This window comes from Streptomyces sp. H27-H5 (assembly GCF_026627505.1).
Classification (GTDB): Bacteria; Actinomycetota; Actinomycetes; order Streptomycetales; family Streptomycetaceae; genus Streptomyces.
On the sequence record NZ_JAPNLK010000026.1, the window covers coordinates 1 to 24,694 of the forward strand.

At 71.7% G+C, this 24,694-nt stretch carries 19 protein-coding genes, 2 tRNA genes and 1 pseudogene; 12 read left to right on the top strand and 10 right to left on the bottom strand.

Annotated elements, in window-relative coordinates; all coding sequences use genetic code 11:
• Positions 1 to 384 precede the first annotated feature (384 nt).
• From OTB19_RS15370 to pepN, 3 genes are all read right to left on the bottom strand, one after another.
• On the bottom strand, positions 385 to 951 hold the full coding sequence (locus OTB19_RS15370; protein WP_267798762.1) for a CGNR zinc finger domain-containing protein: 567 nt from the start codon (positions 949 to 951) through the stop codon (positions 385 to 387).
• 158 nt (positions 952 to 1,109) lie between these two features.
• On the bottom strand, positions 1,110 to 2,072 hold the full coding sequence (locus tag OTB19_RS15375; RefSeq protein WP_267798763.1) for a hypothetical protein: 963 nt from the start codon (positions 2,070 to 2,072) through the stop codon (positions 1,110 to 1,112).
• Between the two features lie 232 nt (positions 2,073 to 2,304).
• Positions 2,305 to 4,857 (bottom strand): aminopeptidase N, encoded by a 2,553-nt coding sequence (gene pepN, locus OTB19_RS15380; protein WP_267798764.1) that lies wholly within the window; start codon positions 4,855 to 4,857, stop codon positions 2,305 to 2,307.
• Positions 4,858 to 4,983: 126 nt separating this feature from the next.
• On the opposite strand from pepN, the gene OTB19_RS15385 reads away from it, so the two are divergent.
• Entirely contained in the window at positions 4,984 to 5,631 is a 648-nt protein-coding gene (locus OTB19_RS15385; RefSeq protein ID WP_267798765.1) for a DsbA family protein, read from the top strand.
• 146 nt (positions 5,632 to 5,777) lie between these two features.
• Here OTB19_RS15385 and OTB19_RS15390 read toward each other — a convergent pair whose 3' ends face one another.
• From OTB19_RS15390 to OTB19_RS15400, 3 genes are all read right to left on the bottom strand, one after another.
• Positions 5,778 to 6,434: a superoxide dismutase gene (locus tag OTB19_RS15390; RefSeq protein WP_267798766.1), complete on the bottom strand. Its 657-nt coding sequence runs from the start codon at positions 6,432 to 6,434 to the stop codon at positions 5,778 to 5,780.
• Between the two features lie 241 nt (positions 6,435 to 6,675).
• Positions 6,676 to 8,091, bottom strand: coding sequence for an amino acid permease (locus tag OTB19_RS15395; RefSeq protein ID WP_267798767.1), 1,416 nt, complete (start codon positions 8,089 to 8,091; stop codon positions 6,676 to 6,678).
• Positions 8,092 to 8,275: 184 nt separating this feature from the next.
• Positions 8,276 to 9,673 (bottom strand): amino acid permease, encoded by a 1,398-nt coding sequence (locus tag OTB19_RS15400; protein WP_267798768.1) that lies wholly within the window; start codon positions 9,671 to 9,673, stop codon positions 8,276 to 8,278.
• Between the two features lie 283 nt (positions 9,674 to 9,956).
• On the opposite strand from OTB19_RS15400, the gene OTB19_RS15405 reads away from it, so the two are divergent.
• Positions 9,957 to 10,541, top strand: coding sequence for a biotin transporter BioY (locus OTB19_RS15405; protein ID WP_267798770.1), 585 nt, complete (start codon positions 9,957 to 9,959; stop codon positions 10,539 to 10,541).
• Positions 10,542 to 10,624: 83 nt separating this feature from the next.
• Here OTB19_RS15405 and OTB19_RS15410 read toward each other — a convergent pair whose 3' ends face one another.
• Positions 10,625 to 12,058 carry an amino acid permease gene (locus tag OTB19_RS15410; RefSeq protein WP_267798772.1) on the bottom strand — a complete coding sequence of 478 codons (1,434 nt, stop codon included), beginning with the start codon at positions 12,056 to 12,058 and terminating at the stop codon, positions 10,625 to 10,627.
• Between the two features lie 218 nt (positions 12,059 to 12,276).
• On the opposite strand from OTB19_RS15410, the gene OTB19_RS15415 reads away from it, so the two are divergent.
• Together OTB19_RS15415 and OTB19_RS15420 are read left to right on the top strand one after the other, a co-directional pair.
• Complete coding sequence (locus OTB19_RS15415) at positions 12,277 to 12,762, top strand: ribose-5-phosphate isomerase (RefSeq protein WP_267798773.1); 486 nt, start codon at positions 12,277 to 12,279, stop codon at positions 12,760 to 12,762.
• 171 nt (positions 12,763 to 12,933) lie between these two features.
• Positions 12,934 to 13,740, top strand: a complete 807-nt coding sequence (locus OTB19_RS15420) for an Fpg/Nei family DNA glycosylase (protein WP_267798774.1) — start codon at positions 12,934 to 12,936, stop codon at positions 13,738 to 13,740.
• A gap of 95 nt (positions 13,741 to 13,835) precedes the next feature.
• Here OTB19_RS15420 and OTB19_RS15425 read toward each other — a convergent pair whose 3' ends face one another.
• Positions 13,836 to 15,071, bottom strand: a complete 1,236-nt coding sequence (locus OTB19_RS15425; RefSeq protein ID WP_267798775.1) for a GNAT family N-acetyltransferase — start codon at positions 15,069 to 15,071, stop codon at positions 13,836 to 13,838.
• Positions 15,072 to 15,215: 144 nt separating this feature from the next.
• On the opposite strand from OTB19_RS15425, the gene OTB19_RS15430 reads away from it, so the two are divergent.
• The 6 genes from OTB19_RS15430 to OTB19_RS15455 all read left to right on the top strand — a co-directional run bounded on the left by OTB19_RS15430 (position 15,216) and on the right by OTB19_RS15455 (position 22,075).
• On the top strand, positions 15,216 to 16,331 hold the full coding sequence (locus tag OTB19_RS15430) for a PP2C family protein-serine/threonine phosphatase (protein WP_385642367.1): 1,116 nt from the start codon (positions 15,216 to 15,218) through the stop codon (positions 16,329 to 16,331).
• A 126-nt stretch (positions 16,332 to 16,457) separates the two neighbouring features.
• Positions 16,458 to 17,369 carry an ABC transporter ATP-binding protein gene (locus tag OTB19_RS15435; protein WP_267798777.1) on the top strand — a complete coding sequence of 304 codons (912 nt, stop codon included), beginning with the start codon at positions 16,458 to 16,460 and terminating at the stop codon, positions 17,367 to 17,369.
• Complete coding sequence (locus tag OTB19_RS15440) at positions 17,369 to 19,738, top strand: ABC transporter permease (RefSeq protein ID WP_267798779.1); 2,370 nt, start codon at positions 17,369 to 17,371, stop codon at positions 19,736 to 19,738. Before OTB19_RS15435 ends, OTB19_RS15440 begins: the two co-directional genes overlap by 1 nt.
• Positions 19,739 to 19,871: 133 nt before the next feature.
• Positions 19,872 to 21,263, top strand: a complete 1,392-nt coding sequence (locus OTB19_RS15445; protein ID WP_267798781.1) for a pyridoxal phosphate-dependent decarboxylase family protein — start codon at positions 19,872 to 19,874, stop codon at positions 21,261 to 21,263.
• Complete coding sequence (locus tag OTB19_RS15450; RefSeq protein WP_267798782.1) at positions 21,260 to 21,715, top strand: HD domain-containing protein; 456 nt, start codon at positions 21,260 to 21,262, stop codon at positions 21,713 to 21,715. The genes OTB19_RS15445 and OTB19_RS15450 overlap by 4 nt, the downstream gene beginning before the upstream one ends.
• Positions 21,716 to 21,880: 165 nt before the next feature.
• Positions 21,881 to 22,075, top strand: coding sequence for a hypothetical protein (locus OTB19_RS15455; protein WP_053674919.1), 195 nt, complete (start codon positions 21,881 to 21,883; stop codon positions 22,073 to 22,075).
• 74 nt (positions 22,076 to 22,149) lie between these two features.
• Here OTB19_RS15455 and OTB19_RS43635 read toward each other — a convergent pair.
• Positions 22,150 to 22,272 (bottom strand): annotated as a pseudogene (locus tag OTB19_RS43635) (hypothetical protein); the annotation flags it as partial.
• A 291-nt stretch (positions 22,273 to 22,563) separates the two neighbouring features.
• Positions 22,564 to 22,634 (bottom strand) — tRNA-Gly (locus tag OTB19_RS15460).
• Between the two features lie 189 nt (positions 22,635 to 22,823).
• Between OTB19_RS15460 and OTB19_RS15465 the strand changes: the two genes are divergently transcribed.
• Both OTB19_RS15465 and tig read left to right on the top strand, forming a co-directional pair.
• Positions 22,824 to 22,900, top strand: a tRNA-Pro gene (locus OTB19_RS15465).
• A 163-nt stretch (positions 22,901 to 23,063) separates the two neighbouring features.
• Positions 23,064 to 24,470, top strand: coding sequence for a trigger factor (gene tig, locus OTB19_RS15470; RefSeq protein ID WP_267798783.1), 1,407 nt, complete (start codon positions 23,064 to 23,066; stop codon positions 24,468 to 24,470).
• Positions 24,471 to 24,694: the final 224 nt, after the last annotated feature.

Below are 24,694 nucleotides of genomic sequence, written 5' to 3' on the forward strand. Positions count from 1 at the left end.
GGCACCCCCGAGGACGCACTCGACACCGCCTGCCACCTCCACCTCACCGGTCTCGACACCTGACACGGGCAAGCGCACGCCAAGCCCGACGTCAACCCCCGAAGGATTTACGACGCAGACCACTAAGTGAAAGATACGGTCCGGATTTCGGTGCCGGATGACCGGTCAGCTTTGCGCAAGTGACAGCTGTTTGGGGAGTGTTGTCATTGACCGAGACCTGACATGGCGGACTCCCGCCGGCGCGGGGAACCCGCCAGGAGGCCCGGACCGGGGCATAGCGGGGCGACTCGCGGGGGTCGGAGAGTGGATTTATCGACTTACCGGTCGCATGTCGGCATCACGACGGACTTCAGCCGTGGAACAGGTGTGACAACTTTCGAGCGTTCAGCGCTCGCGCGTGCGCGCGTTGTGTCGCGGGCCTTCGACCTGGTCGCCGCACGCCGTCGAGCACCACCGTCGGGTGCCGTCGCGCGACACGTCGTGGAAGCGCAGCCCGCACGTCGGCGAGGCGCACACGCGGATCCGGTCCGGGGCGGTGCCCAGGAGCTCCAGGTGGCCGCGGACCGCGATCCAGGCCGGACCCCAGGTCGGATCGGCGAACTCGGCGCGCTCGCCCGCGCCTTCGGCGGTGAAGGTGATCCGGATCCGGCCGTGCTCCAACACGGCGTCGAGCAGGGCCCGCGCGCTCGCGTCGGCCGGATCCGCGACGGCCCGTGCCAGGGCCTCGCGGGCGGTCAGCAGGTGGACGAGGGTCGCGGCGTCGGCCCGGAAACGGTCGGCCAGGCCGACGCTCTCCAGCCAGACCGCGAGCCCTTCGACCCGGGACAGTCCGGCGGCGCCCGCGAAGAGGTCCGCGGGTTCCCCGTCCTGGATCCAGCGGGTGTTCAGCAGGTCGAGGGAGACCGGTTCCCCGGTCAGCGGGCGCGGGTCCGCGCCGGTCCGTGTCGTCATGCCCTCGTCTTCCGCCGCCCCTCGCCAACCCTGCGAGAGTACGTGACCGGTCGGCCCGGCCGGCGGTTCCGCGTCCGGGGCGCGGTCGCCGTCCCGGGATCGATCGCAGGCCCGGGACCGGCCGCCGTCCGGGGCGCGGGCGCTCGGGCGCTCGGGGCTCACCGGGGGAGGACGACCAGGTAGGCCGCGGGTTCGCGGTCGCCCGACGCCGTCAGCGCCGTCCGTACCACCGAGGCCTGCTGCTCGGGCCAGTCGCGGAGTTTGCGGGGGGTGAGGTGCAGGACGGTCACCCCGAGCCGCTCCAGCGTCTCGCGCTTGCGGACGCACTCCGACCACTCCTCGTCCTCGTCCTGGCGCGGGGCGCGGGTGTCGATCTCGATGGCGACGGCCTGCTCGGGCCAGTACGCGTCGACCCCGCCGAGGTGCGGGCCGCCGGGCAGGCGCAGGTCCACGTTCCAGACGGGCTCGGGGAGGTCGTGGCTCCGGACGAGCTGGTACAGCCGGTCCTCGGCGATGGCCCGGCCCTCGGCGAGCAGGGACTCGACGGCGTCGACGACGTGGGGACGGTTCAGCAGCCGGGCCACGGTCAGCTCCCGGACGACGGCGGCCGGTTCGCAGTGCCCGCCGCGCACCGCCTCGCTCAGCAGGCGGCGCACGACCCCGGCGTCGGAGATCCGGGCGACGGCGTCGGCGACGGCCCGGGCGACGGGGGCCAGGGGGATGCCGGCCACCTCCTGCGACCGGGGCGGGGTGTGGGAGCGCAGGATCCGCACGTCGCCGGTGGAGCGCAGCCGGCGGGTGCCGGGCACGAGCACGTCGATGTGCGGGAGTCCGGCGAGCGGGGGAGCGGAGGTGAACCGGTACAGCGCCAGGGCCGCCATCCCGGTGATCATGGCCTCGCCGGATCCGCGCCGGCTCGCGTACAGCAGCGCCGCGTGCAGCCGCTCCTCGCTGGTCGCGATGCCGGAGTGGAGCAGGAACACCCCGGGCAGGATCTGCCGCCAGGGTCGCCCGGCGGCGTCGGAGGCGCTGACGCCGTGCTCGCGGAGCTGCGCGAGGGTGAGCACGCGGGGGCGGCTGCCGGTGAGGTGGGCGAGGGGGAGGGGCGTGTTGTGGTTCATGTGCCGGAGATTCCCGCATGGCGGGGGCCCGCTAACCCTTGTTACAGTCTCGTCGACAAATCGGGACAACACCGCACTAAAGTACGGGCGTTCGACTGCCGATAGCGCCGTTCGTCCGAGGCCGTTCACCTGCACGGACCCGGCCCGCCGGCCCGCGCCCGCCGACCGGCCCCCCGACCGGCCCGCGCCCGCCTCGCGTACGAGACGGGCGCGGGCTCCGGGGCGTCGGAGGCTAGGCCGTCGCCGCCGCGTCGCAGGCCTGGGCGCGCAGGGCCCGGGCCAGGTCGTCGCGGGACTCCAGCACCAGTCGGCGCAGCGCCGGCGGGGCCGACTCGTGTGCGGCCAGCCACGCGTCGGTGGCGTCGACCGTGCTCTGCGAGTCCTGGAGGGACGGGTACATCCCCTTCACCACGTGCATGCCGATCTGGATCGACCGGTCGGCCCACACCCGCTCGATGACCTCGAAGTAGCGACCCACGTACGGGGCCAACAGCCCCCGCTGCGAGGACTGCTGGGAACCGGAGATGGTCGCCTCGACCAACGCGTTCGACAACGCGTCCGATTCCACGACCGCGGCCCACGCCTGGTCCTTGACCGCGGCCGACGGCCGCGCCGCCAGGCAACGGACCTGGTGCCGCTTGCCCGACGCCGTGTCGTCGCGGGCGAGTTCCGCGGTCAGGGCCGCCTCGTCCACCGCCCCGTGCGCCGCCAGCGGCAGCAGGAAGTCCCAGCGCAGCTCCTGGTCCACGTCCAGCCCGTCGATCCGCGCCGAACCGTCCATCAGCCCCAGCAGCAACTGGAAGTCGCCCTCGGTCGCCGCGCCCGCCGCGAAGAACCGGGCCCACGTCAACTGGGACTCCGAGCCCGGCTCGGCCATCCGCAGCTCCTGGAGCGCGACGGCCGACAGGACCCGGCCGCCCTGCTCGCGCCAGTCCGCCGCCGCGTAGTGGGAGACCGCCGACAGGGCCTGCGCGTGCAACTGCTGGAGCACGCCGACGTCCGTCTCGCGCCCCGCGTGCGCCAGGACCAGGGACACGAAGTCCCGGGCGGGCATCAGCCCGTCGCGGGTCAGGTTCCACAGCGCCGACCAGCACAGGGCCCGCGCCAGCGGGTCGGTCAGGCTGCCCAGGTGCGAGCGCAGCGTGGACAGCGAGCGCTCGTCGAAGCGGATCTTGCAGTAGGTGAGGTCCTCGTCGTTGACCAGCACCAGGTCGGGCCGCTCCTGCCCGGCGAGTTCGGCCACGGCCGTCCGCGCGCCCGCCACGTCCGTCTCGGCGCGCGCGAAGCGCACCAGGGCGCCGTCCTCGATCCGGTACAGGCCCACCGCGACCCGGTGCGGCCTGAGCTCGTCGCCCTCCTGCACCACCGCGAGTTCGGTGATCCGGCCGCCCGCGTCGTGGGTCACCACCGGCGTCAGCGCGTTCACGCCGGCCGTCTGGAGCCAGGCCCGCGACCATTCGGCCATGTCCCGCCCGGAGACCTCGCCGAGCACCGACAGCAGGTCGTCCAGGGTGGTGTTCCCGTACGCGTTCGCCTTGAAGTAGCGCCGCGCGCCCTCCAGGAACGCCTCCCGGCCCACGTACGCCACGAGCTGCTTGAGGACCGCCGCGCCCTTGGCGTAGGTGATCCCGTCGAAGTTCAGCTTCGCGTCCTCCAGGTCACGGATGTCGGCCGTGATCGGGTGCGTGGACGGCAGCTGGTCGGCCCGGTAGGCCCACGCCTTGCGGTTGTTGGCGAAGGTGACCCACGCCTGGTCGAAGCGGGTGGCCTCGACGAGTGCGAAGGAGCCCATGAAGTCCGCGAAGGACTCCTTGAGCCACAGGTCGTCCCACCACTTCATCGTGACGAGGTCGCCGAACCACATGTGCGCCATCTCGTGCAGGATGACGTTCGCGCGGCGCTCGTACGAGGCCTGCGTGACCTTCCCGCGGAAGATGTACTCCTCCCGGAAGGTCACCATCCCCGGGTTCTCCATCGCGCCGAGGTTGTACTCGGGCACGAAGGCCTGGTCGTACTTCCCGAAGGGGTACGGGTAGTCGAACAGCTCGTGGAACAGGTCGAAGCCCTGCTTGGTGACCAGGAAGACGTCGTCCGCGTCGAAGTGCTTCGCGAGGCCCTTGCGGCACATCGCGCCGAGCGGGATCGTCAGGTCCCCGCGCGTGTAGGTGTCCGTCACGTAGTGGTACGGACCGGCCACCACGCAGGTGATGTACGTGGAGATCGGCGCGGTCTCGGCGAACCGGCGGGTCAGCCCCTCGCGGGACTCCTCGACGCCGTTGCTCCACACCTGCCAGCCCTCGGGCGCGGTCACCTCGAAGCGGTACGGGGCCTTCAGGTCGGGCTGTTCGAAGTTCGCGTACACCCGCCGGGCGTCCGCCGGCTCGTACTGGGTGTACAGGTAGACCTCGCCGTCCTCGGGGTCGACGAAGCGGTGCATGCCCTCGCCGGTCCGGCTGTAGGCGCAGTTCGCGTCCACGACCAGGACGTTCTCGGCGGTCAGCGCCTCCAGGGCGATCCGGGAGCCGTCGAAGACGGCGGCGGTGTCCAGCGCGGTCCCGTTCAGGGTCACGGCGTTCACCGAGGGGGCGATCAGGTCCGCGAACGTGGTGGCGCCGGCGGCGGCCCGGAAGCGGATCGTCGTCACCGAGCGGAAGGTCCGGGGGCCCTCGGCCGGCTCGGCCTCGTCCACCGCCGACCGCAGGTCCAGGACCACCTCGTACCCGTCGACGGACAACAGTGCGGCCCGTTCGCGGGCCTCGTCACGGGACAGATTCTCTCCGGGCACGTGCACTCCTTCGTGCGTGATCGTCGTCTTCCGTCGAATCCTCGCACGGGGGGAATGCGGGGGGCCCCGGGCTGGTTGGCGAGGGGGAACACGACCAGAGACGCCTTATGTGACTTGAGGAGAGACATGCCCGACACGCAGGTGCGCGAGAAGACCCCGGTCGATTTCTGGTTCGACCCGCTCTGCCCTTGGGCCTGGATGACGTCCCGCTGGATGCTCGAAGTCGAGAAGGTGCGCGACGTCGAGGTCCGCTGGCACGTGATGAGCCTCGGCGTGCTCAACGAGAACAAGCTGGACGAGCTGCCCGAGTCCTACCGCAAGCTCCTCGGCCCCGAGGCCTGGATCCCGGTCCGCGTGGTCATAGCGGCGCAGCAGAAGCACGGCTCCGAGCTGACCGGCAAGCTCTACACGGCGCTCGGCACCCGCATCCACAACGAGGGCCGCGGCAACACCCCCGAGGTGATCGCCGAAGCGCTGGCCGAGGTCGGTCTCCCGGTGGAGCTGGCCGCGTACGGAACCTCCGACGAGTACGACGAGGCCCTGCGCGCCTCGCACAACGAGGGCATCAACCGGGTCGGCCAGGAGGTCGGCACCCCGGTGATCTCCGTGCCCGGCGACAACGGCAAGGACGTCGCCTTCTTCGGTCCGGTCGTCACGCCCGCCCCGCGCGGCGAGGACGCCGCCCGCCTGTGGGACGGCACCCTGCTCGTCGCCTCCACGCCGGGCTTCTTCGAGATCAAGCGGACCCGCGACAAGGGCCCGTCCTTCGAGTAGTCCCGAGAGCGGTACCCGGCCGGTCCGCCGGCCCGAGCCCACAGAAAGCCCCCGCGAGTCACGTCCTCGCGGGGGCTTTCCGTTGGACACGCCCGCACGCGAAGGTTGAGAAGACGATCACGAGGCGGACGGGACGGTGGCGCCGATCAGCCCTTGGCGGGGATCAGCAGCGGTGTGTTGGCCTTGGCGTCGGCGTAGCGCTTGGAGACGTCCTGCCAGTTGACGACGTTCCACATGGCCTCGATGAAGTCCACCTTCTGGTTCTTGTACTGAAGGTAGAAGGCGTGCTCCCAGGCGTCGAACACGAGGACCGGCACGGAGGCCTGGCCGACGTTGCCCTGGTGGTCGTAGACCTGCTCCACGATCAGCCAGCCGCTGATGGGCTCGTACGCCAGCACGCCCCAGCCGGAGCCCTGCGTGGCGGAAGCGGCGAAGGTCAGCTGCTTCTTGAACTTCGCGAAGGAGCCGAACGACTCGGTGATCGCGTCGGTGAGGTCGCCCAGACCGTCGGCCGCGGTCGGCTCGCCGCCGCCCTCGCCGGTCTTCGGGCTGGCCATGTTGTGCCAGTAGATGCTGTGCAGGATGTGGCCGGAGAGGTGGAACGCGAGGTTCTTCTCCAGCCCGTTCAGCGCGCCCCAGTTCTCCTTGTCGCGCGCCTCCGCCAGCTGCTCCAGCGTGTTGTTGGCCCCGGTGACGTAGGCCGCGTGGTGCTTGTCGTGGTGCAGCTCGATGATCTGCGGATTGATCACCGGCTCCAGCGCCGCGTAGTCGTACGGAAGCTCAGGAAGCGTGTAGATGGCCATGCGTGTATCCGGTCCCCTCAGCGTGCCAACCGCTCATGGTGCGACAGTTATTGCAATCAATGCGCAACTGCACGCTAGCAGTATCTATTCCTGGCGACGAGTAAGGGTTGCCTCTCTTGTCAAGCCCGTCGGAACGCCGAAAGCCGGGCCCATGCGATCGCATGAACCCGGCCTTCGACCAGGGGTGGAGCAGGGGTGGAACGGCGGTGGAGGAGTGGTGGGGCGGGAAAGTGGCGCAGGGTCAGGCCGTCGCGCGCGACCCGGCCCGACGCTGCATCACGTATCCGGTGACCGCGAGTGCGACGGTCAGTCCACCGGTGAAGAGGACCTGGACCCGGGTGTCGTCACCGCGGACCATCAGCGCCAGCACGCCGACGACCCCGGCCAGTGCCACCCAGGTCAGGTACGGGAAGCCCCACATCCGCACGACCAGCCGCTCGGGGGCCTCCCGCTCCAGCCGGCGGCGCAGCACGAACTGGGAGACGGCGATGAAGCCCCAGACGACCAGGATCACGCCGCCGACCATGTTGAGCAGCCAGGCGAACAGTGTGTCCGGGTACCAGTAGGACAGCAGCACGGTGACGAAGCCGAAGCCCGAGGAGGCGAGCACCGCGCGCCGCGGCACGCCGCCGGAGGCCTTGCCGAGCGCCTTGGGGCCCTGCCCCCGGGCGACCAGCGAGTAGGCCATGCGCGAGGAGCCGTAGATGTTGGCGTTCATCGCGGAGAGCAGCGCGATCAGGATGACCACGTTCATGATCTCGCCGGCCGCGGGGATGCCCAGGTGGTCCAGGGTCGCGGCGTACGGGCCGTCCTCGGCCACCGCCGGGTCGTTCCACGGCAGCAGGGTGACGATGACCAGCATCGAGCCGACGTAGACGATCGCGATCCGCCACATGGTGGTCTTCACGGCCCGGGCGACGCCCTTGACGGGGTTGTCCGACTCGGCCGCCGCGATGGTCACCGTCTCCAGGCCGCCGTACGCGACGACCGAGGCGAGCAGGCCGACCAGCAGGCCGTCCGTGCCGTTGGGCAGGAAGCCGCCGTCGTGGAGCAGGTTCGCGGAGCCGGGGGAGGAGGTCCCGGGCAACAGACCCAGGACGGCGAGCACGCCCAGGCCCAGGAACAGCGCGATCGCGCCGATCTTGAGGGCGGCGAACCAGAACTCGAACTCGCCGAAGTGGGAGACCGCCGCCAGGTTGGCCCCGCAGAAGAGCGCCATGAACACCAGCACCCACATCCACGAGGGGGTGCCCGGGAACCAGCCCGTCATGATGTGCGCCGCGCCGATCGCCTCGATGGCCACGCCCACGCACAGCAGGGTCCAGAACATCCAGCCGGCCGTGAAGCCCGCCCACGGGCCGATGGCGCGGTCGGCGTGCACGGAGAAGGAGCCGGAGGCGGGGTTGGCGGCGGACATCTCGCCGAGCATCCGCATCACGAACATCACGAGGATCCCGGAGGCGGCGTACGCGATCACGATCGACGGGCCCGCAGCCGCGATGCCGGCCCCGGAGCCCACGAAGAGCCCGGCGCCGATGACCCCGCCGAGGGCGATCATCGAGAGGTGGCGCTGCTTGAGGCCGTTGCCGAGGGGGGAGGACCCCGGTTCGGTCGGCGGCGGCTGCCGGTCGGACGGGTTCAGGGTGCTCTGACTCATGGGGGTGGTGCCTTGTCCGGTGCGGGGACGGGAGGGCGTCCAGTCTGCCGATCGTCCGATAAGCGGACATCCGACGTCCATCATGCGGACATTCGCCTCACGGGACGTGATCACCCCCGCGCGGAGACGGAACAGGCCCGGGACACCGGTCCCGGGCCTGTTCCGCGTACGGCGAGGAGGGGCGTCAGGCCCGCCGGGCCCGCAGCTCCCGCACCCCCGCCACGACCAGCACCGCGGCGGCCGCGCCCGTCGACCACAGCAACTGCGGCCGCGCCGAGTCGTCGAACAGCATCAGGACCAGCACCACGGCCATCCCGACCAGCGCCGCCCACGTCAGGTACGGGAACAGCCACATCCGCAGCGTCAGCCGCTCCGGCATCTCCCGCTCCAGCACGCGCCGCAGCCGCAACTGCGAGACCGCGATCAGCGCCCACACGAACAGCAGCACCGCGCCGACCGCGTTGAGCATGTAGAGGAAGACCGTGTCGGGCCACAGCAGGTTCAGCACCACCGAGACGAACCCGAACGCCACCGAGGCGAACACCGCCCGCCGCGGCACCCCGCCGCCCGAGACCCGCAGCAGCCCCTTGGGCGCCTCGCCCCGCTCGGCCAGCGAGAACACCATCCGCGAGGACCCGTACAGGTTGGCGTTGAGGGCCGAGAGCAGCGCCACGAAGACCACGATGTTCATGATCTGACCGGCCGCCGGGATGCCGATCGAGTCCAGGACGGCCACGTACGGGCTCTGCCCCGGCTCCAGCGAGTCCCACGGCAGCAGGGTCACGATGACCACCATCGAGCCGACGTAGAAGAAGAGGATGCGCCACACCGCGCTGCGCACCGCGCGGGCGACCGAGCGGGCCGGGTCGTCGGACTCGGCCGCCGCGATGGTGACGACCTCCAGGCCGCCGAAGGCGAAGACCACGGCGAGCATGCCGGCTACCACACCGCCCATCCCCTCGGGGAAGAAGCCGCCGTGGCCGGTCAGGTTGGCCGCGCCGATCGGGTCCGTGTCGGGCAGCAGCCCGAGGATGGCGAGGGTGCCCAGGATCAGGAAGAGGACGATCGCGCCGACCTTCAGCGCGGCGAACCAGAACTCGAACTCGCCGAAGTTCTTCACGGCGGCCAGGTTGCTCACGGTGAAGACCACCATGAAGATCAGGACCCAGATCCACTGGTCGACCGACGGCACCCAGCCGTTGGCGATCTTCGCGGCGCCGGTGGCCTCCACGGCGAGCACCACGACCAGCAGGAACCAGTACAGCCAGCCGGCGGAGAAGCCGGCCCAACGCCCGAGGGCCTTCTCCGCGTACACGGAGAACGAACCGGAGGCGGGCATCGCGGCCGACATCTCGCCGAGCATCCGCATCACGAGCATCGCGAGGACGCCCGCGAGCAGGTACGAGCAGATGATCGCGGGACCGGCGATGCCGATGCCGGCGCCGGAGCCGACGAAGAGCCCGGCGCCGATGACGCCGCCGAGGCCCAGCATGGTCAGGTGGCGCTGCTTCAGGCTGTGGCTGAGGGGTTCGGAGGGGAGCTCACCCGTGGTGGCGGGCGGGTCGGGCAGGAGGTCGCGCATGAGGAGTGCTCGTACTCTCGTTCGGCCTGGCGGCGGTGGGGGCTCCGCGACTGGTTGGAGGGAACCTACAGTCTCGCTGGAGGCCGTCCATCCGCGCAAAACGGACGTGCGAGCTGTAGTTGCTCGTGATGCGGATCACTTCAACTGGGGTGTGGCCCGGGCTCTTTGTGTACTCCCCACCAAACCGGGGAGTACGGCTTTGTCCCGGCCGGCGGTGGGGCGGAGCCCTGCGCCGGACTAACGTCGGTGATCGTCCCGTCACCACCACCCCCGGAGCCTCCCGATGAGCACCGCTTCCGTCTCCTTCCGGCCCGGCGCCGTCCTCGCCGACCTGCTGCCCGCGAGCCGCGTCCGTGACATCGCGCTCGTCGTCGGCGGCGCCGCGCTCACCGGCATCGCCGCGCAGATCGCCGTGCCCGTCCCCGGCTCCCCGGTCCCGGTCACCGGCCAGACCTTCGCGGCCCTGCTGGTCGGCACCGCGTTCGGTGCCCGGCGCGGCTTCCTCGCGCTGGCCCTGTACGCGCTCGCGGGCATGGCGGGCGTGCCGTGGTTCGCGGGCGGCACCTCCGGCGCCGGCGGCGCCTCCTTCGGCTACGTGCTCGGCATGCTGCTCGCCGCCACCGTCGTCGGCGCCCTCGCGCGGCGCGGCGCCGACCGCTCTGTCGCGCGCACGGCGGGCACGATGGTGCTCGGATCCGCGCTCATCTACGCCGTCGGCGTGCCCTACCTGGCGCTGTCCACCGGGATGTCCTTCGGCGCGGCCGTCGCGGCGGGCCTGACCCCGTTCCTGCTCGGCGACGCCCTCAAGGCCGCGCTGGCCATGGGCGCCCTGCCGGCCGCCTGGAAGCTGGCCGGCCGCCGCGGCTGATCCCGTACGCGTCGACCACGACGCAGCCCCCGGACCGCGAGCGGCGGTCCGGGGGCTGCTGTCGTTCACGGGCGATCGATCGCTCAGACGCGCGCGGCGGCCTTGCGGCGCATGTCGCGCACCACGCCGATGGCCAGCACCACGGCCGCCACCAGCAGGGAGAGCAGGACGACCTGGCGGTTGTCCTTGTCGTAGACCATGTAGGCCAGGACGAAGGTGATCATGCCGGCGGTGGCCCAGGTGAGGTACGGGAAGAGCCACATCTTGACGGCGAGCTTCTCCGGCGCCTCGCGCTCCAGGATCTTGCGCATGCGCAGCTGGGTCAGGCAGATGACCAGCCACACGAAGAGGGCGATGGCACCCGAGGAGTTCAGCAGGAAGGTGAAGACCGTGTCCTTGAAGGCGTAGTTGAAGTAGACGGCGACGAAGCCGAACACCACGGAGCCCAGGATCGCGGCCGTCGGGACGCCCCGCTTGTTGACCTTGGCGAAGGCCTTCGGGGCGTCACCGCGCTCGCCCAGCGAGAACGCCATGCGGGAGGCGGTGTACAGGCCCGAGTTCAGGCAGGACAGCACGGCGGTCAGCACGATCACGTTCATGATCTGGCCGGCGTGGGCGATGCCGATGGAGTCCAGGGCGGCCACGTAGGAGCCCTTGTCGACGATCGACTTGTCGTTCCACGGCAGCAGGGTCAGGACGATGAAGATCGAGCCCAGGTAGAAGATGCCGATGCGCCAGATCACCGAGTTGGTGGCCTTGGTGACCGCGCGGCGCGGGTCCTCGGACTCGCCGGCGGCCAGCGTGACGATCTCGCTGCCCATGAAGGAGAAGACGACCATCAGCACACCGGTGAGGATCGAGCCCCAACCGTTGGGCATGAATCCGCCCGCGTCGGTGAGGTGCGCGAAACCGGCGCCGGGGTTGTCCGAGCCCGGCAGCACGCCGAAGACGGCCAGCATGCCGATGATCACGAACGCGCCGATGGCGACGACCTTGATGCCGGCGAACCAGAACTCGAACTCGCCGTACGAGGCGACCGAGCCGAGGTTGGTGACGGTCAGGACCGCCATCACGATCAGAGCCCAGGCCCACTGCGGGACGGCCGGGACCCAGCCTTCGAGGATCACCGCGCCGGCGGTGGCCTCCACGGCCAGCACGACGACCCAGAAGAACCAGTACAGCCAGCCGATGGAGAAGCCGGCCCAGCGACCGAGCGCGCGGTCGGCGTACGCGGAGAACGAGCCCGAGTTCGGGCTGGCGGCGGCCATCTCGCCGAGCATCCGCATCACGAAGACGACCATGGCGCCGACGAGTGCGTACGAGACGAGGATGGCGGGACCGGCCTTGGCGATGCCGCCGCCGGAGCCGACGAAAAGACCGGCGCCGATGACGCCGCCAATGGCGATCATGGACAGGTGGCGGTTCTTGAGACCGGCCTTCAGACCGTCGGAGGGCTTGGCGTCGCCGGGGGTGCCGGAGGGGTCGCCTGCCTTCTGAAGGGTCGTCGTGGAGCTCATGGACGATTCCTTAGGTTCTCGGGTTGCGAGCCCCGGCATTCAAACCTGAGTTACCTCCAATACGGAAGAGTTTCTTCCGATGGTTGCCCTGGGCACAAGGTCCGGGACGAAGGTCCCGACCCGTCCTGTCTGGGTTCTTTGGGTTTATTTGAGGTTGAGAAGTGATTTACGCGACACCCGCTGCGGGCCCCGGGTCCGGCTCGTGCCACACTCGACCCATGCGCGTGTACCTCGGATCCGACCATGCCGGCTTTGAGCTCAAGAACCACCTGGTGGACTGGCTCAAGAACAACGGCCACGAGCCCGTCGACTGCGGGCCCCACATCTACGACGCGGTGGACGACTACCCGCCCTTCTGCCTGCGGGCCGCGGAGCGGACCGCCGCGGACGGCGAGAGCCTCGGCATCGTGATCGGCGGCTCCGGCAACGGCGAGCAGATCGCAGCGAACAAGGTCAAGGGCGTCCGCGCGATCCTCGCCTGGAGCGTGGAGACCGCCAAGCTCGGCCGTGAGCACAACAACGCCAACGTGATCTCCGTCGGCGGTCGGATGCACACGCAGGACGAGGCCGTCGGCTTCATCGAGGCCTTCCTGGCGACCCCGTACTCCGGCGAGGAGCGCCACACCCGCCGCATCGACATGCTCTCCGCCTACGAGGTGACCGGCGAGCTGCCCCCGATCCCGGCCCACCACCCGCAGGCCTGACACCCCTCCGCCGTGCCGCCGGAAAGCCCCGGTGGCGCGGCGGTTCCGTGCCGCCGTCCGGCCGCTCGGCGTCTGCGGCGCGGCCCGGCCGTCCCTGTCGTCGTGCGGGCCGTCCCGTCGTGCCACCCCGCCGTGGTGCCGTCCCGTCGTCGTGTCTCAAGGAGCAGCGTCGTGCCCGAGGGGCATACGATCCACCGCCTCGCCCAGGACCACACCGAGCGGTTCGCCGCCCGCCCGGTCCGGGTCAGCAGCCCGCAGGGCCGGTTCGCCGAGAGCGCCGCACTGCTCGACGGTCGTGAGCTGGAGAGCGCCGAGGCGCACGGCAAGCACCTCTTCCTGGAACTCGGGGACGCCTGGATCCACATCCACCTCGGCCTCTTCGGCAAGCTCGGCTTCGGCCCCGCCCCGGCCCCGCCCGCCGCGGACACCGTGCGGCTGCGCCTGCTGAACGCCGACCACTGGGCAGACCTGCGCGGCCCCACCGCCTGCGCGCTGATCGGCGACGGCGAGAAGAAGGCGATACACGACCGGCTCGGCCCCGACCCGCTGCGCCCGGATGACGACCCGGACCGGGCCTGGGCGCGGATCTCCCGCTCCCGCACCACGGTCGCGGCCCTCCTCATGGACCAGAAGGTGATCGCGGGCGTCGGCAACGTCTACCGCGCGGAGGTCCTCTTCCGGCACGGCATCGACCCGTACCGCCTCGGCCGGGATCTCACCCGCCGCGAATGGGACGCGATCTGGGCCGACCTGGTCCTGCTGATGCGCGAGGGCGTACGGAACAACCGGATCGACACCGTCCGCGACGAACACCTGCCCGAGGCCATGGGACGCCCGCCCAGGGTGGACGACCACGGCGGCGAGGTGTACGTCTACCGGAGGGCGAACATGCCCTGCCACATCTGCGGGGGCGAGATCCGCACCGCCGATCTCGCCGCCCGCAACCTCTTCTGGTGCCCCGACTGCCAGACGCGCTAGCGCCCGGCCACGACCGCCCGAGGCCGTGGGGCCCCGGAGCCCGGCCCCGGAACCCATGAGGCGCCGGAACCCGTGCGACCGCCGCCCGTGCCCCGCTAGAACCCGTGCGGCAGCCAGGGGGCCACATCGCCCCGGAACGCGCGCGAGGCCTCGGCCAGGGCCCCCGGGCGCAGCTCGCGGACCCGCCCGGCGGCGGCCAGCGAGACGAGGGTGATCCCGCCCAGATAGGCGGACCCGAGTTCCCGGACGGACAGCTCCAGCTCGGCCGGCTCGGCCGTCCGCACGCAGGACGCACCGCCCTTCCCGTCGACGGTCAGCCGCCACCGCCCCTCGTTCCACGGGCAGAACGCGTCCTCCACCTCCAGGACCACGTCCAGCGGCGCCCCGTACGCCCGCGCCTCCAGCGCCGCACTGACGTCCACGAGCCGCACGTGCAGCGCGTCGCGCGGGAACGGCCGGGACCGCCGGACATCGCTGACCAGGTGCAGGACCGGATCGTCCACCGGCCGCTTGGTCGCCCGTACGGAGGAGGTCAGGTCGATCTCGAAGAGGTAGCGCCACAGCGCGGCCGTGGCCGCCGGATCCAGCGCGTCCAGGTCGGCCAGATCGACCCGGCCCTCGGCGCCGGTCAGCTCCCAGTCGGGCTTCACCCGATAGCGGGCGTACCCGAGCACCTCCCCGTCCGGCCGCCGCGCCACCACGCACTTGAGCGGGGACGCCCCGCCCCGCATGCTCTCCGGGTCCAGCAGCGCCTGCCGCTCCCAGCCCGGCTGCCGGGCCGGCATCCCGGGCCGCCGGGGGACCAGCTCGGCGTACACCCGCTCGCAGTCGGGCAGCGCCTTCTCCGGGTCCACGAGCCCCAGCACGACCTCGTCCGTGCCCGGCGGCACGGCGAGCCGCACCCGGACCGTGTCGATGTGGACGGCCAGGCCGTACGCACCGGTGCCGTAGCCGAAGCGCCCGTAGATCGCCGGTTCCGAGGCCGTCAGCACGGCGAGCGCCTCACCACCCGCCCGGATGTCGTCCAATTGGCGGCGCATCATCGACGTCAGCACCCCGCGCCGACGGTGCGTCGGCGCCACCCCCACCATGGTCACGCCCGCCGCCGGCACCACCGAGCCGCCGGGGACGGAAAGCCGGAAGCTGAAGGCGCCCGCCGAACCCACGCAGGTCTCGCCGTCCCAGACGCCGAGCGAACGCTCGGGCTCCGTCAGGGACTTGTACAGTTCCCGCTCCGCCGGAGATTCGGGCACACCACCGAACGCCAGTTCCAAGTGGTCGTACCAGGCATCCCACTCATCAGCCTTCAATACGCGCGTCTCAAGAGCCATATGGCCATCCTTACCAGGGCATTCCGTCCCAGTCGAAATGATTTCGACCGGCGATGGACCTCAGGTCCGGGGGTACCCCTGCGCACGCACAGCCAGGATGGATAGGGTCCCGATGCAATGGCCGGAGCACGTGTGGAGACGCTCATGGCCCGGACACGCATGCTGTGGCACCGGGCCCGCACCACCCTGCGCAAATCGGCGGTCGACTACTTCCGCGGCGACGGCTCGGACTGGCTCGCCTTCGGCGGCCTGCTCCTGACCATTCCCGCCATCGCGTGCGGCACGCTGATGATGCCCGTCTGGTTTTCGCCGGCCGCGCTGGTCCTGCCCATCGTGGCGGGCGGCCTGCTGCTGAGACCCGCCAGCCTGCTCGCGCTCTACGCCGCCTCCGCGGCCGCCCTGATCGTCGAGGCCCTGGTCCTCGGCCCGTACACCCAAGGCCCCGCCCGGGTCACCCCGGGCACCGTGCTCGTCGTCGCCGCCTGCGGGTTCTTCGGGCTGGTCATCGCCCAGTTCCGCAGCCGCGTCGGGGTGCCCTGGCGGCGCGGCGGCACCATGCTCTTCGACCTGCGCGAACGGATCCGGGTCCAGAGCAAACTGCCCTCCCTGCCACCCGGCTGGCACCGCGAGATGGCCCTGCGCCCCGCCGGCGGCCAGTCCTTCTCCGGCGACTTCGTCGTCGCCGCCCGCACCAACGGCGGCCGCACCCTGGAGATCGTCCTGACCGACGTCTCCGGCAAGGGCATGGAGGCCGGCTCCCGCGCCCTGCTGCTGTCCGGCGCGTTCGGCGGCCTGCTCGGCGCCCTCCCGCCCCACGGCTTCCTCCCCGCCGCCAACGGCTACCTCCTGCGCCAGGACTGGGAAGAGGGCTTCGCCACCTCCATCCACCTCGTCCTGGACCTGGAGAGCGGCGACTACGAACTGCTCTCCGCCGGCCACCTCCCCGCCCTCCAACTCTCCGCCGGCACCGGCCGCTGGCGGGAGGTCTCCGGCGAGGGCCCGCTCCTCGGCGTCTACGACGGGGCCGAGTTCGAGCCCGCCCGCGGCAACCTGCGGCGCGGCGACGTCCTGATGCTCTTCACCGACGGCCTCGTCGAGACCGCCGACCGCGACATCAGCGAGGGCATCGACCGCCTCACCGGAGAAGCCGACCGCTACGTCGCCGCCGGCTGGGAGGGCGCCGCCTGGCACCTCATCGAGAAGGTCGCCAAGGACGTCAACGACGACCGCGCCCTGCTGCTCATCCGCCGCTCCATGTGAGCCGGTGGTGGGGTTTTCCCCACCACCGACCCGCCTGGTTCCGCCATGGTCCACACCCCGACGTGATCCGTAGCGTCGCAAACACGATCAGGACCTGATCGGCGGACACGGACGGACGGGCACACCATGGGGATCCTGCGGAACAAGCGGCGGCGCGAAGAGCGGGAGCCGGCGCACGAGCACGGAACCCCGCCCACCGCGGACGCCGCGTACGGAACCCCGACCGATGCCGGGTTCGGAACCCCGCCCCCGGCCGGCGCCGCGTACGGAACCCCGTCCCCGGCCGCCGTCGAACTGCGCGGCGTACGGCGCCGCTACGGGCGCGGCGGCGGCGCCGTGCACGCCCTGCGCGGCATCGACCTCAGCCTGCCGCGCGGCAGCTTCACCGCCGTCATGGGCCCCTCCGGCTCCGGCAAGTCCACCTTCCTCCAGTGCGCCGCCGGCCTCGACCTGCCCACCGAGGGCTCCGTCCGTCTCGGCGGCACCGAGATCACCGGCATGAACGAGAACCAGCTGACCGAACTGCGCCGCAGCCGCCTCGGCTTCGTCTTCCAGGCCTTCAACCTGCTGCCCTCCCTCACCGTCGAACAGAACGTCCTGCTCCCGATGCGCCTCGCCGGCGGCGGAACCGCACGCCAGGGCCGGGCCCACGCCGCCGAACTGCTCGCCCGCGTCGGCCTGGAGGGCAAGGGACACCGACGCCCCACCGAACTCTCCGGCGGCCAACAGCAGCGCGTGGCCATCGCCCGCGCCCTCGTCACCCGCCCCGACGTGATCTTCGCCGACGAACCCACCGGCGCCCTCGACACCACCACCGCCGCCGAGGTCCTCGACCTGCTGCGCTCCGCCGTCGACTCCCTCGGCGCCACCGTCGTCATGGTCACCCACGACCCCGTCGCCGCCACCCACGCCGACCAGGTGCTCTTCCTCGCCGACGGCCTCATCGCGGACCGACTGCCGCGCACCGACGCCACCACCATCGCCGCCCGGATGCGCACCCTCACCACCCGCCCCGCACTCGCGGGAGCGGCGGCCTGATGCCCACCCCGAACGGACTGGCCCGCGCCGCGCTGCGGTTTCGCCCCGCGGCGTTCGCCGGCACCTTCATCGCCCTCCTCCTGACCGTCGCCATCGTGTCCGCCTGCGGGATCCTGCTGGAGAGCGGACTGCGGGCGAGCGTCCCGCCCACCCGCTACGCCCAGGCCCCCGTCGTGGTCGCCGCCGACCAGCAGGTCCGCATGCGGGCCGGGGCCGGCGAGGGCACCTACGAGGTCACCGCCGCCGTCCCCGAACGGGCCCGCGTCGACGCCGCCCTGCTGGAACGGCTCACCCCGCTCGGCCGGGCCGTCCCCGACGTGAGCTTCCCCGTACGGGACGCCGCCGGAGCCGCCCTCGACGCGTCCGGCTGGGGCTCCACCGCCTTCACCGGCGAACACCTCGCCGCCGGCCGGGCCCCGACCCGCCCCGGAGAGGTCGCCCTCGGCACGGCCGCCGGCCCCGACCGGGTACGCCTGGACACCCCCGCCGGACAGCGCGAGTTCCGCGTCGTCGGACGCACCGACCGGCCCGGAGCCTGGTTCTCCGACACCGAGGCCCGCACCCTGTCCGGGCACCCCGACGCGCTCGACGCCATCGTGCTCCTCGACGCGGACCCGCGCGCCGACACCCCGGCGGTCCGGGCCGCCGTCGGCAACCGCGCCCAGGTCCTCACCGGCGCCGCCCGCGTCATGGACCCGCGACTGGAGGGCGCCAAGGCGCTCCTGTCCGGCCTCGGCGGCTCCTTCGGCGGCGTCGCCACCCTCGTCGCCGTCTTCACCGCCGCCGGCACCGTCGCACTCTCCGTCGGCCAACGATCCCGCGAGTTCGCCCTGCTGCGGGCCATCGGCGCGACCCCCCGCCAGATCCGACGCACCGTCGCCACCGAGGCCCTGCTCGTCGCACCCGCCGCCGGCGCGCTCGGCTGCGTACCCGGCATCGCCCTGGCCTCCTGGTGGTTCGGGCAACTCCGGCAGAAGGGCGCCATCCCCGACTCCGTCGAACTGTCCGTCTCCTGGATCCCCCTGCTCAGCGCCGTCGGCATCGGCCTCGCCACCGCCCTGCTCGCCGGCTGGGCCGCCGCCCGCCGACCCGCCCGCATCCGGCCCGGACAGGCCCTCGCCGCAGCCGCCGTCGAACGCCTGCGACCCGGCTGGATCCGCACCCCTCTCGGCCTCGCCGCCCTCGCCGGCGGGATCGTCTGCGCGCGCCTGGCCGCCGGGAACACCGGCGAGGACGCCGCCAACGCCTCCCTCGGCGTGGTCATGCTCTTCATGCTCGCCGTCGCCCTGCTCGGCCCGCTCGTCGCCCGCGCCTGCGCGGCCGTGTTCGGCCTCCCGCTGCGCGCCACCGGGCCCGCCGGCCGACTGGCCGCCGCCAACTCCCGTACCAACGCCCGCCGACTCGCCTCCGCGATCACCCCGATCGTGCTCGCCATGGCCTTCTCCTCGACCCTCGTCTTCCTGCACACCAGCCAGGACCGGGCCACCCGCCAACAGCAGGAGGCCGGGCTGCTCGCCGACCACGTCGTCACCGACCCGCGCTCCACCGACGGCGGCATCGCGGTCACCCGCACCTCCGTCCTCGCCGTGACGGGCTCCGGCGCCGACCGGTGGTTCCAGTCCGCCACCGCCCAGGGCGTCTCCGGCGACCCGACCCCGGTCCAGGACCTCGGCGTACGCTCCGGCTCCCTCGCGCACCTGCGCCCCGGCACCGTCGCCGTCGACCGCACCCTCGCCGACTCCGCGCACGCCTCGGTGGGCGACCGCATCGACCTGCGGCTCCCCGACGGCACCCCGACCCGCCCCGAGATCACCGCCGTCTACACCCGAGGCCTCGGATTCGCGCAGGTCACCCTCCCCGCCGCGGACCTCGCCGGACACACCACCGCGGGCCGGCCCACCGAACTCCTCGTCCGCGGCCCCGTACCGGCCGACGCCGGCCCGGCGATCGCCGCGTCCCGGTGGACCGCCGCCCAGGACCTCGACCGCGCGCTCAACGCCTGGGCCAACACCACGATGGCGGCCGTACTCGGCGGCTTCGCGGCCGTCGCCGCCGCCAACACCCTCGTGATGACCGTCCTCGACCGCCGCCGCGAACTGCGGATGCTGCGCCTCGTCGGCTCCACCCGCCGGCAGGTCCTGCGCATGCTCCGCTGGGAAGCCCTGCTGATCACCGGCGCGGGCATCACCCTCGGCTCCGCCATCGCGCTGGCCACCCTGATCCCCCTGACCCGGGCCGTCACCGGCACGGGCCCGTACGTCCCACCCCTGGTCTACGCGTCCTTCGCGGCGTCCGCCCTGCTCCTGGGCCTCACCGCCACGGCCCTCCCCGGCCGCCTCCTCACCCGCCGCCCGTCGCGGACGGCCTGACGCCGGGTCTTCGGGGAGCGCCCCGCCCCCGGGGGCTCCGGGGGGCGGGGCACGACCCCGGGGGCGCAGGGGGCGGGCCACTCCCACCCGATTGGCCCGCCCCCGGAGCCCCGCGAAGACCTACCGTGCCCCCATGCACCACACCCTCGCCGCCGACCTCGCCCGCCTCCCGGACCTCCTCGACGCCACCCGCCGGGCGGCCGTCGAGGCCCTCGCCGGCCTGGACGCGCGTCCCGTCGTACCCCCGCGCCCCACACCGGACCCGCACCCCGAGCCCCTCCCCGCCCACGGCGCCGGCGCGGACGCCGCCCTGGACGCCTTCCAACGCCGCTGGGCGCCCCTCCTGTCGGCCTCCGCCGGCCCCCGCTACCTCGGCTTCGTCACCGGCGGCGCCACCCCCGCCGCCCTCGCCGGCGACTGGCTGACCGCCGTCCACGACCAGAACTCCAACTCCGCCCTCGACGGCGCCGGTCAAGACCTGGAACGCGAGACCGTCTCCTGGCTCCGCGACCTCTTCGGCCTCTCCGACGCCCACACCGGCACCTTCCTCAGCGGCGCCACGATGTCCAACACCACCGGCCTCGCCATCGCCCGCGAATGGCTCGGCGAGCGGCGCGGGATCTCCGTCTCCGAGGACGGCGCGGCGGCGCTCGGCCCCGTCCGCGTCCTCTCCGGCGCCCCGCACTCCTCCATCGCCAAGGCCCTCTCCGTCCTCGGCCTCGGCCGCAACGCCCTGGTGCCCGTCCCCACCCTCCCCGGCCGGGAGGCCGCCGACCCCGCAGCCCTCGACCGGGCCCTCGCGGACACCCCCGGCCCGGCCGTCGTCGTCGCCAACGCCGGCACCGTCAACACCGTCGACTTCGACGACCTCCGCGCCGTCGCCGCCCTGCGCGAACGCCACGACTTCTGGCTGCACACCGACGCCGCCTTCGGCGCCTTCGCCGCGCTCTCCCCGGAACACGCCCACCTCGTCGACGGACTCGACGCCTCGGACTCGGTCTGCGTCGACCTGCACAAGTGGCTGAACGTCCCCTACGACAGCGCCGTCCAGTTCACCCGCCGCCGCGACCTCCAGGCCCGCGTCTTCCAGAACGCCGCCGCCTACCTCGGACCGCTCGGCGAACACCCCGACCTCGTCCACCTCACCCCGGAGAACTCCCACCGACTGCGCGCCCTCGCCGCCTGGTTCACGCTCCACGCCTACGGACGCGAGGGCCACCGGGAGATCGTCGAACGCGACATCGCCTGCGCCCGCTCCCTGGCCGCGGAACTCGCCGAGGACCCCGCCTTCCGCATCCTGGCCCCGGTCCGCCTCAACGTCGTCTGCCTCACCCTCGCCGAGACCCCCACCGCGGCCCGCCTCACGGCCCTGCGCGAAGCCGTCGGCACGGAGGTCTTCCTCACCCCCACCGTCTACGCGGGAACCCCCGCCCTGCGCGCCGCGTTCTCCAATTGGCGTACCACGCAGGCGGACGTACGCCGAGCCGCCCAGGCTCTCCGTACGGCAGCAAGGAAGCTCACATGACGGATCGCGCCCTGACCCTCATCGAGGTCGAGGCCCTCGCCCGCGCGGCGCACGAGGGCCAGACCGACAAGGCCGGCCGCCCCTACGCCGAACACCTCGCGGCCGTCGCCGAAGGCGTCCGCCTGCGCGGAGGCACCGCCGAACAACAGGCGGCGGCCTGGCTCCACGACGCGATCGAGGACGACGCCCTCACCCCGGAGTGGCTCGAATCGGCCGCCCTGCCCACCCAGGTCAAGGACATGGTCCTCGCCCTCACCAAGATCCCGGGCGAACCGGTCGAGGGGTACACGGCTCGCATCCTCGCCACCCCGGGCGCCCTCGTGGTCAAGGAGGCCGACCTGGCGCACAACGCCGACCCGGTACGCCTCTCCATACTCGACGCCCCCACCCGCGACCGCCTGTCCGCCAAGTACGCCCACGTGCGCGCGCTCCTCGGCCTCACCACCCCATGACCCCGCGCCGCACCCGAAACACGCGACCCTCACATCCCGTTGACGGCAAAGTCACCATGCCTATTCGTCACGGGACGGATAGTCAGGCCCGGTTGGTGGGAGGATGGTGCATGTGGGGGCATGGGCCCCAGGCCGACCAGGGGACGACCGAAGGTGTGATCAGTAGTGGCCATTTCGCTGTCAGTGGTGGTTCTGTTGGCGATCATCCTGGTGATCCTGATCCGCGGCAAGCACATCAAGGCCGGCCCCGCGATCATCGCGGTCCTCTTCGGCTTCTTTCTGGCGTCCAGCTCCATCGCCCCGGACGTCAACCGCTTCCTCAACTCCCTGGCGGACACGATCGCCGGCATCAAACTCTGAACCCCATGACGCAGAACCGACTTTGGCCGGGCGTCGTTCCTCGGGGACGGGGAACGCCAGCAGTGGGAATGCCTGTTACGGACGCCAGGGCCGGCGAGCTCCAACAGCCGCTCCGCGAGGATGCGAAGCCCTTCCGCGTTCGCCTTGATGAGAGCCTCGCCGGCTGAGCTCTGCACCTTGATCAGCGGTTCGTCCATGTATCCACGCCAGCCTGCGGCCAGTCGAACGAACGTCCCGGTTCCTCGCGATGAAGCGCCGCCTGTAGTCAGGCGAGGGTCCCGGCCTCATCACGGGGCTTCACTTCCACGACCTTCGGCACACGGGCAACACGCTCGCCGTCGGGACCGGCTGATCGCCGACGCGTTGAGGGGGCTCGCGCGGAAGGGCCGCAAGAGGCACGCAGGGGATGCGGAGAGCTGGTCTCGCCCCCGGAACGGCGAAGGGCCAGGTCGAGGAGATGTCCTCTGACCTGGCCCTGAGCTGTTGAGAGCGGGTGACGGGAATCGAACCCGCGTAGCTAGTTTGGAAGACTAGGGCTCTACCATTGAGCTACACCCGCAAGACGTGCGACGCAGGTCCGGGGACCGCGGCACGGACAGCATCCTAGCGGGTCGCGGCGGGGGATCGCACACCGCTTTCGGGGGCGGCGTCGTGTCCGGTGTCGGTCCGCGACCACGCGCGCGCACGCCTCTGCGGCAAACGCGCGCGTCGGAGGGTCTCCGGGCATGTACCCTACGTGTCGCACCGACGGGGTGTGGCGCAGCTTGGTAGCGCGTCCGCTTTGGGAGCGGAAGGTCGTCGGTTCGAATCCGGCCACCCCGACCAGCCAGCCTTACCCGCACGATGATCGCGTTGTGGGCTGATTGCCGCTTGCGGTTACTATGCAAGCTGCGTGCCCGTGTGTCTGATGCCGGGCCGAATCCGCTGAACCGCTGAATCACAGCGTGACGGCAGAACCCCCAGCAGTCAGCCACAAGGAGACCGAACCGTGAAGAGCGCCGTGGAGACCCTGAACCCGACTCGGGTTCGGCTCACTGTTGAGGTGCCCTTCGAGGAGCTCAAGGACAGCCTCGACGCGGCCTACAAGAAGATCAACCAGCAGGTCACGGTGAAGGGCTTCCGCAAGGGCAAGATCCCGGCCCGCGTCATCGACCAGCGCTTCGGCCGCGGTGCGGTGCTGGAGGAGGCCGTCAACGACGCCCTCCCGAAGTTCTACACCGAGGCGGTCAACGAGGCCGACCTGAACCCGCTGGGCCAGCCCGAGGTTGACATCAAGGAGCTGAAGGACGGCGAGCTGCTGTCCTTCACCGCCGAGGTGGACGTCCGCCCCGAGATCGAGATCCCGGACTACGCGGGCATCGAGGTCGAGGTCGACGCCATCGACGTCTCCGACGACGAGGTCGAGAAGGCCGTCGAGCAGCTGCGCGGTCGCTTCGCGTCCACCAAGGACGTCGAGCGCGCGGCCGAGGACGGCGACGTCGTCACCATCGACCTTGAGGCCAAGGTCGACGGCGAGGTCCTCGAGGACGGCGTCGCCCAGGACGTCTCCTACACCATCGGCTCGGGCGAGCTTCTCGAAGGCATCGACGAGGCCGTCAAGGGCCTGGAGGCCGGTGGCGAGGCCACCTTCACCTCCCAGCTGAAGGGCGGCTCCGCCGAGGGCAAGGACGCCGAGGTCACCGTCAAGGTCACCAAGGTCTCCGCCCGTGAGCTGCCGGAGCTGGACGACGAGTTCGCGCAGATGGCGAGCGAGTTCGACACCCTCGACGAGCTCAAGGCGGACAGCCGTACCCGTCTGGAGAACCAGAAGCAGTACGACCAGGCCACCCAGGCCCAGGAGCGCGTCCTGGAGAAGTTCCTGGAGCTCGCGGAGATCCCCGTTCCCGAGAAGCTGCTCGCGGACGAGGTCCAGACCCGCAAGCACAACCTGGAGCACCACCAGCTCGGCCAGATGGGTCTGACCATCGAGAAGTTCCTGGAGATCCAGGGCAAGACGGTCGAAGAGTTCGAGGCCGAGACCGGCGAGCAGGCCGTCAAGGGCATCAAGACCCAGTTCCTGCTGGACGCCCTGGTCAACAAGGAGAAGCTGGGCGTGACCCAGGAGGAGCTCACCGAGCACCTCATGCGCCGCGCGCAGTCCTCCGGCATGTCCCCCGACCAGTTCGCCCAGGCGGTCGTCGAGGGTGGCCAGGTTCCGATGCTGGTCGGCGAGGTCGCTCGCGGCAAGGCCCTCGCGGTCGTCGTCGAGAAGGCCAAGGTCACCGACACCAACGGTGAGGTCGTCGACCTGTCCGACGAGGACGAGGACGAGGCCGCCGCCGAGGCGAACGCCGAGGTTGTCGAGGCCGACGCGGACGCCGACGCCGACGAGGCCAAGGCCGACGAGGCCAAGTAACACCTCGGGCGACGCCTCGCGCGGAGCCCGTTGAGCGTGGCTTGAAACATGCCCCGAAGGGCCCGGACGCAGCAGCGTGCGGGCCCTTCTGCGCTTGCCGGCCGGCGTCCCGACCTTGCGCTCCGAGCGAACAGTTCGGGAAGCGGGATGGCGTTGTCCCACCTGCGCGTTAGGGTCCATGAATACGAGGGCACGGGAGTACCCGAAGCCGGCGGACGTCGTCC